The sequence below is a fragment of the Rhizobacter sp. P2_H3 genome (assembly GCF_056403355.1).
This window is the reverse complement of the sequence record NZ_JBFUFQ010000062.1, coordinates 21,259-28,894: the sequence shown is the minus strand read 5'-3', so window position 1 is coordinate 28,894 and position 7,636 is coordinate 21,259. Positions and strand designations below refer to the sequence as shown.

The following is a 7,636-nucleotide window of genomic DNA, read 5'->3' as shown; positions in this document are numbered from 1 at the left end:
CCCCGGCCGAGGCCACGCCGGCAGCCGCCGCGGCCAGCGGCCCGAAGCTGGTCGACCCGGACCTCGAGGCCAAGCGCCGCAAGACCGAGCAGGACGACGCCGCCAAGCGCAAGGCCGAGGAAGAGAAGCTCGCCGCCGTGCGCGCCGAGAACTGCACGCGCGCCAAGGGGCAGCTGAAGACGCTCGAAGACGGCATCCGCATGGCACGCACGAACGCCAACGGCGAACGCGAGATCCTCGACGACAAGGGCCGCGCCGACGAGACCAAGCGCACCCGCGACATCATCGCGTCCGACTGCAAGTAAGCCGCCAGCGAGGGACCGTCAGCCTCGTCTGGAGCGCTGGCGCCTCGCCTCCTTGGGATCGACGCGCAGCGCGCGCCAGACCTCCACCCGGTCGCGGTCCCGCAGCACATCGCCCAGCTCGCGCAGGTGGCCCCAGACGCCGATCCGGCAGTGCGTCAGGTCCATCCCCGAGCCGGCCTCCAGCACACCGCCCTGCCRCAGCGCATCGTGCACCGTGCTGCCGGCGGGCAGCCGCAGCGGCACCACCCTCACCTCGCCCGCCTGCGGGCTCCAGGCGACCTCGATCGCCAGCTCGACGGGATCAGCGGGGTCCATGCACCTGTTCCGCCCGCTTGACGAACGAATCGACCAGCGTGTTGGCGATGCGGTCGAACACCGGGCTGATCACCAGCTCCAGCGCGCCGTTGGCGAATTCATAGCGCAGCTCGAACTCGATCTTGCAGGCCGCCTGCCCACCCTGGCCCGGTGACCCGGGTGCGGCCAGCGGCAGGAAGCGCCAGGTGCCGTCGAGCGTCGAGAACGGGCCGTCGACCAGCATCATGTGGACGCTCTCGTCGGGCACGTTCTCGTTGCGGGTGGTGAAGGCCTGGCCGACACCGGCGAACGACAGCTGCAACCGGGCAGTGACGCCGGTGCCGTCTTCGCCCAGCACCTCGGCGCGTTCGCACCACGGCAGGAACTGCGGATAGCTCGGGATGTCGGTCACGAGCGAGTACATCTCGTGCGGCGAATACCAAAGGAGGACGGACTTCTTGACATGCTTCATACAATCGCCGGATTGTATTGAGCGCCACGCGCCTCATCTGGACCCCATGTCGATTGCCGAAAACCGCCGAGCCCATTACGACTACCACCTCGAGGAACGCTACGAGGCCGGCATGGTGCTGCACGGCTGGGAGATCAAGGCGATCCGCGCCGGCCAGGTGCAGCTGACCGACGGCTACGTGCTGATCCGCGATGGCGAGCTCTACCTGATCGGCTGCCGCATCAATGCGCTGCGCAGCGCGTCGACCCACGTCAACCCCGAGGCCGACCGCACCAAGAAGCTGCTGATGCGCAAGGAAGAGATCAAGCGCCTGGTCGRCAAGGTCGAGCAGCGCGGCTTCACGCTGGTGCCGCTGAACCTGCACTACAAGGGCGGCCTCGTGAAGGCCGAGATCGCGCTGGCCAAGGGCAAGGCCGAGCACGACAAGCGCAACACCGAGAAGAAGAAGGACTGGGACCGCGAGAAAGGCCGCCTGATGCGGCACAAGGTGTCCGCGCCCACCAAGGACTGAAGTCCGGTCGGACCTTCAGCCCTTCAAGGCCCCGAGCGCCTGCTCGCAATCGGCGATCAGGTCGTCGACCGCCTCCAGCCCCACCGAGAAGCGCAGCAGCGCACCGTTCCATGCCGGTTGCCGGCGGATCGCCTTCAGCTCGTACGGCACCACCAGGCTGACCGGCCCGGCCCACGAGTAGCCGATCCTGTGCAGCCGCAGCGCGTCGACGACGGCCTCGACCTGCGCGATCGAGAACCGCTCGTCGAACACCACCGAGAACAGCCCGGCGGCGCGCGTGCACAGCGCCCGCCAGGCCGCGTGCCCCGGCGACGCCGGCAGCGCCGGGTGCAGCACCTGCGCCACCTCCGGCCGCGCCGCCCACCACCGCGCCAGCGTGCGGCTCGCCTGGTCCTGCGCGTCATAGCGCAGCGCGAGCGACGGCAGCGCGCGCARCACGAACTCGACGTCGTTCGCGCCGACGCCCCAGCCCATGCGCATGTGCGTGAACTTCAGCTTCAGGTGCAACGGCTCGTCGCGCGTGGTCACCGAGCCCATCAGCACGTCGGCGCCGCCGGACGGGTATTTCGTCAGCGCCTGGATCGAGATGTCGACGCCGAGCGCGAACGGGTCGAACGCCAGCCCCGCGCCCCAGGTGTTGTCGAGCGCGCAGGTGACGCCGGCATCGCGGGCGATCCTGATCAAGGCCGGCAGGTCCGGGAATTCCATCGTCACCGAGCCCGCAGCCTCCAGCCAGACGAGCTTCGTCGCCGGGCCGATCGCGGCCTGCAGCGAGGTCGGGTCCATCGCGTCGTAGAAGCGGTGCGCGATGCCCCAGCGCGCCAGCTCGTGGCGCGCCAGCTCCTTGTTGGGGCCGTAGGCGTTGTCGGGGATCAGCAACTCGTCGCCGCTCTTCAGCAGCGCCATGTCGACCAGCGTGATCGCGGCCAGCCCGCTCGGCACCAGCAGCGTGTGCAGGCCGCCTTCGAGCGTGGCGATGCGCTCTTCCAGCGTGAAGCTGGTCGGCGTGCCGTGCAGGCCGTAGGTGTAGCCGGTCTTCTCGCGCCAGGTGCGCGCATGCAGCGCGGCCGTCGTCGGGAAGATCACCGTCGACGCCTTGTACACGCCCGGTGCCACCGCGCCGAAACCGGCCGGCGGCACGTAGGGGTGGTGGATCAGCGCGGTGCGTTGGTCCGGCTTGTCGTCGGCCGCCATTTCAGATGGGTTGTGCGACCAGGTCGTGTCCCTGGGTGCCGACGATGCGTGCCTTCGTGAACTCGCCGACCTTCAGCGTCTTCGAGGCCTTCTCCGGCGGCAGCAACTTCACATGGCCGTCGATCTCGGGCGCATCGGCATAGCTGCGGCCGATGCCGCCCTTGCGGCCGAGCGCCGGGGCCGAATCGACCAGCACCTGCATCGTCGCGCCGACGCGCTCGCGCAGCTTGGCGGCCGACACCTCTTCGGCCACCGCCATGAAGCGCGCGCGGCGCTCCTCGCGCAGTTCGGCCGGCACCGCATCGGGCAGCGCGTTGGCCGTCGCGCCCTCGACCGGCGAGTACGCGAAGCAGCCGGCGCGGTCGATGCGCGCCTCGCGCATGAAGTCGAGCAGGTGCTCGAACTCGGCCTCGGTCTCGCCCGGGAAGCCGGCGATGAAGGTGCTGCGCACCACCAGTTGCGGGCAGATCTCGCGCCAGCGCTGCAGGCGGTCGAGGTTCTTCTCGCCGTTGGCCGGGCGCTTCATGCGCTTCAGCACGTCGGGGTGCGAATGCTGGAACGGCACGTCGAGGTAGGGCAGCACGCGGCCCTGGGCCATCAGCGGCAGCACCTCGTCGACGTGCGGGTACGGGTAGACGTAGTGCAGCCGCACCCAGGCGCCGTGGCGCTCGGCCAGCTCGCCGAGCTTCTCGCACAGGTCGAGCATGCGGGTGCGCACCGGCTTGCCGTCCCAGAAACCGGTGCGGTACTTCACGTCGACACCGTAGGCGCTGGTGTCCTGGCTGATCACCAGCAGTTCCTTGACGCCGGATTCGAACAGCCGCTGCGCCTCGCCGAGCACGTCGCCGACCGGGCGCGAGACCAGGTCGCCGCGCATGCTGGGGATGATGCAGAAGCTGCAGCGGTGGTTGCAGCCTTCGCTGATCTTCAGGTAGGCGTAGTGGCGCGGCGTCAGCTTGATGCCCTGCGCCGGCACCAGGTCGATGAACGGGTCGTGCGGCTTGGGCACGTGCAGGTGCACCGCGTCCATCACCTCGTGCGTGGCATGCGGGCCGGTCACGGCCAGCACGCTCGGGTGCATCTGGCGCACCAGGTTGCCRCCGCCGTCGCCGGCCTTGGCGCCCAGGCAGCCGGTCACGATGACCTTGCCGTTCTCGGCCAGCGCCTCGCCGATGGTGTCCAGGCTTTCCTTGACGGCGTCATCGATGAAGCCGCAGGTGTTGACGATCACCAGGTCGGCCCCGGCGAAGGTCTTGGAGGTGTCGTAGCCCTCGGCGCGCAGTTGCGTGAGGATCAGCTCGGAATCGGTCAGCGCCTTCGGGCAGCCGAGCGAGACGAAACCGATCTTGGGGGAGGCGGACGCCGTGGGGGTGGCTGTCGCCAGCAGGTCTTGTGTCATCCGCGGATTTTCGCCGATTGGCGAAGCCCCGCGGGTGCGGACGGGCTGGAATCAGCGCTTGGGAGGCACGAAACCGGGCATTCCCGGGAAAAGGGCCTCCGCCTGCTTGGCCATCTGCTCGAACATGCTGCGCGATTGCTCGAGGTAATTCCCCATCACGCCCTGCATCCCCGGCGCCTGCCCGTTCAGGAACTGCGTCCACAACTCGGGATTCAGGCCCTTCGACTGCTCGGTGAAGCGGGCCTGCATGTCGGTGAAGGCCYGCAGGTTCTTCTCGAGGTAGCTGCCCATCACGCCCTGCATCGAATGGCCGTAGAAGCGGATGATCTGCGCGAGCGTCTGCGACGAGAACATCGGCACGCCGCCGGTTTCCTCCTCGAGGATGATCTGCAGCAGGATGCTGCGCGTCAGGTCTTCGGAAGTCTTGGCGTCGCGCACGACGAAATCCTGCCCTGCCAGCACCATCGCCTTCACGTCGGCCAGCGTGATGTAGCTGCTGTTCTGCGTGTCGTACAGGCGGCGGTTCGGGTACTTCTTCAACACGCGGGTCGTGCTGACGGCGGTGCCTTCCTTGGCAGATTCGTGAGCAGCGCCTTCCGTCTTGGCGGGAGGGCGGCGAGTCGAGGCCATTCAGCAAACTCCTTGTGGGACCCGGTGGGGTCGCGTGGTCGGGTCATGTGCGGTTGCACAAATGATTCTAGGAGCGTGCCGCCCTGGGCCGCGAAGGGTTTTCCCGCTCGAACTTCTCCCGCCCGCAGGCAGGCCCAAGTCCTACAGACCCTGCGCTGCGCGCGACCTAGTCTGCACCCATGGGTCGCGCGCACCGCGCGACCGCTTCGATCACCGTGAAAGGACCAACGATGTCGAACAGCAGCATCCTCGGCGGCGAACGCGCCGCTCCCCGCGCCATCGGCCGTGACGTGGACGCGCTCGGCCCGAGCGACAGCTCGGACAGCGGCAGCGACGTGCAGGGCGAACGCGCGATGCCCACCGACGCCGACAACCCCGGCGAACTCGGCGCGTTGCCGGTGCACCGCGACAGCGACAGCGATGCGCGCGGCACCGGCGAGCGTGGATCGGCCACCGGCAACGACCTCGACGATGCGGCCGACATCCTGCCGGACCACCTGGTCAGCGACCCGACGTGGGCCACCAATGCCGCAGGCCGTCCCTACGCATCCGACGATGTGGAAGCCATCGCCGACGATGCGGCCGATGATGAGGTGGACGAAGACGGCCCGCCTGCACGCCACTGACGACACCACGGGGGTGACGCCTAACGCCGCTCAGCGCCCTCGCGTCGCGCGCACGAACTCCTCCAGGAGCGCCTGCGCACCGACCGGCTTGCTGAGCACGCGAAAGCCGGCTGCCGTCGCGTCGTGCACCCGCGTCGCGTAGCCGGTCAGCAGCACCACCGGCAGCGCCGGCCAGCGGCGGCGGATCTCGTGGGCCAGCTGGATGCCGTCCATCTCGCCGGGCATCGAGACGTCCGAGAACACCAGGTCGAGTTCGCCCTGCGAGTCGGCGAGCGCATCCAGCGCCGCATCGGCCGATCGCACGCTGCGCACCTGCAAGCCGCTGGCCTGCAGCATCTCCGCGGTGGCGTCGACGACCTCGTCGTTGTCGTCCACCAGCAGCACGCTGCCGCTGACGAAGGCCGGCTCGGGCCCGGAGGCGGCCACGGCATCCGGCAGCGACGCCGGCTGCGCCGGCAGCCACATCAGGATCGACGTGCCCTGCCCCGGCTCCGAGCGAACCTCGGCACTGCCCCCCACCTGCACGCAGAAGCCCTGCACCTGGCTCAGGCCCAGGCCGCTGCCCTTGCTGGCCGGCTTGGTCGTGAAGAACGGCTCGAACACCCTGGCGAGCAACGCCGGCTCGATGCCGGTGCCGGTGTCGGTCGCACGGATCAGCACCCGCCCCGGCGCGGCGGCAGATTCCGCAGCAGCCGGCTCCTGGCTCACCTCGATCGAGAAACGCCCGCCGCCCGGCATCGCATCGCGCGCGTTCGATGCCAGGTTGATCAGCGCCAGCTCCAGCTCACCGACATCGACGCGGATCGGCGCGACCTCTGCCGCCACCTCCAGCGACAGCGCGACACCGCTGCCCAGCGTCGCCTTCAGCAGCTCGGAGACCGCCGGCAGCCACGCCGCCAGGTCGACCCGCTCCGGCTTCAGCGCCTGGCGGCGCGAGAACGACAACAGCTGCCGCGTCAGCCGCGCGCCCGAGCCCACCGCGCGGGCGATCGCGCCGATCTGCTTCATCTCGGCCACGTCCGGCCGCAGCTTCCTCACGACGTGCAGGTTGCTGTTGACGATCGCCAGCAGGTTGTTGAAGTCGTGGGCCACGCCGCCGGTGAGCTGGGCCAGCGCCTCCAGCTTCTGCGATTGCAGCAACGCCTTCTCGGCCTGCTCGCGCTTGCGCGCCTCGGCATGGAACTCGATCGCCATGCGCTGCTCGAGCTGCGTCTTGCGCAGCGCGAGCCAGGCCACGTACACGAGGCCGATCGTCACCGGCAGCGTGATCGCCGCGAGCAGCGCGACCAGGCGGTTCCAGTCGGCGAGGATCGCGTCGTCGCGCAGCGAGCTGCTGACGTACACCGGCAGGTCGTGCACCTGCTGGAAACTCACCGTGCGCAATGCGCCATCGAAGCTGGAGCGGAAGCTCAGCACGCCCGCATGCTGCCCCTGCCGCACCGCGGTGACCACCGGACTCGTGTCGGGCAGCCGCGTGATCGGGGCCGGCGGCAGCGGCCAGCGCGTCAGCAGCGTGCCGTCGGCCTTGAACAGCGTGAAGGTGCTGACGTCGGCTTCCTCCAGCGCGATCGAGCGGTAGAACTCCTCGAACACCGCCGGCTGAAGCGCGATGACGACCATGCCGCCGAAGCTGCCGTCGGCGCGCGGGCGGCGCACCGCGATGCTCAGCGCCGGCATGCCGGAGGCCCGGCCGAGCACGACGTCGCCGATGACCAGCCGGGCCTGCGTGGCCTTCATCTGCTGGAAGTAGTTGCGGTCGGCGATCGAGACGCTGCCCGAGCCGACCGGGAACCCGGTGCCGACCAGGTGTTGGCCCTGCGCATCCCACACCGAGATCGAGCGCACGCCCGGGATGCCGGTGCTGATGTCCATCAGCCGCAGGCGCAGCGCCGCTTCGTTGGCGCGCACCTCGTCGTCGGATGCGCCGACGAAGCGCAGCGACTTCTCGGCGATCTCGCGCGAGGATTCGAAGATGCGCATCGCATGCCGCGCCGCCACGTCGCTGGTGCGCACCAGCGTGCTGCGCCCATCGTCGTGGGCCACCTGCCAGGCCCACCAACTCGCGGCGATGAAGCCCGCCAGCGGCAGGATCGCCGCGCCCCACATCACGGCGCGCAGGAAACGCGTCAGCGGCGTTTCCTGCAGCTTTTGGGGGTGGGCGTCGCCGAGCCAGGCGCTGTCGCGGGCTACTTCCATGCGGTGGGA

The 7,636-nt window shown here is 69.5% G+C and carries 8 protein-coding genes and 1 pseudogene; 3 read left to right on the top strand and 6 right to left on the bottom strand.

Going from position 1 to position 7,636, the window contains the following annotated elements; all coding sequences use genetic code 11:
* Positions 1-305 (top strand): annotated as a pseudogene (locus AC1D1T_RS14055) (DUF4124 domain-containing protein); the annotation flags it as partial.
* 18 nt (positions 306-323) lie between these two features.
* Here AC1D1T_RS14055 and AC1D1T_RS14050 read toward each other — a convergent pair.
* Entirely contained in the window at positions 324-620 is a 297-nt protein-coding gene (locus tag AC1D1T_RS14050) for an RnfH family protein (protein WP_477992023.1), read from the bottom strand.
* Entirely contained in the window at positions 607-1,071 is a 465-nt protein-coding gene (locus AC1D1T_RS14045; protein WP_047512105.1) for a type II toxin-antitoxin system RatA family toxin, read from the bottom strand. Before AC1D1T_RS14045 ends, AC1D1T_RS14050 begins: the two co-directional genes overlap by 14 nt.
* Positions 1,072-1,117: 46 nt before the next feature.
* On the opposite strand from AC1D1T_RS14045, the gene smpB reads away from it, so the two are divergent.
* Entirely contained in the window at positions 1,118-1,582 is a 465-nt protein-coding gene (gene smpB / locus AC1D1T_RS14040) for an SsrA-binding protein SmpB (protein WP_477992022.1), read from the top strand.
* Between the two features lie 15 nt (positions 1,583-1,597).
* On the opposite strand, the gene AC1D1T_RS14035 is transcribed toward smpB, so the two are convergent.
* The 3 genes from AC1D1T_RS14035 to phaR are packed head-to-tail and all read right to left on the bottom strand — an operon-like array spanning position 1,598 to position 4,805.
* Entirely contained in the window at positions 1,598-2,776 is a 1,179-nt protein-coding gene (locus tag AC1D1T_RS14035) for a PLP-dependent transferase (RefSeq protein ID WP_477992021.1), read from the bottom strand.
* Position 2,777: 1 nt separating this feature from the next.
* Complete coding sequence (gene rimO, locus AC1D1T_RS14030) at positions 2,778-4,175, bottom strand: 30S ribosomal protein S12 methylthiotransferase RimO (RefSeq protein ID WP_047512098.1); 1,398 nt, start codon at positions 4,173-4,175, stop codon at positions 2,778-2,780.
* Between the two features lie 51 nt (positions 4,176-4,226).
* Positions 4,227-4,805, bottom strand: coding sequence for a polyhydroxyalkanoate synthesis repressor PhaR (gene phaR, locus AC1D1T_RS14025; RefSeq protein ID WP_477992020.1), 579 nt, complete (start codon positions 4,803-4,805; stop codon positions 4,227-4,229).
* A 230-nt stretch (positions 4,806-5,035) separates the two neighbouring features.
* Between phaR and AC1D1T_RS14020 the strand changes: the two genes are divergently transcribed.
* Positions 5,036-5,431, top strand: coding sequence for a hypothetical protein (locus AC1D1T_RS14020; protein WP_477992019.1), 396 nt, complete (start codon positions 5,036-5,038; stop codon positions 5,429-5,431).
* Between the two features lie 30 nt (positions 5,432-5,461).
* Here the strand turns inward: AC1D1T_RS14020 and AC1D1T_RS14015 are convergent, their stop codons facing one another.
* Positions 5,462-7,627: an ATP-binding protein gene (locus AC1D1T_RS14015; protein WP_477992018.1), complete on the bottom strand. Its 2,166-nt coding sequence runs from the start codon at positions 7,625-7,627 to the stop codon at positions 5,462-5,464.
* Between the last annotated feature and the right edge of the window lie 9 nt (positions 7,628-7,636).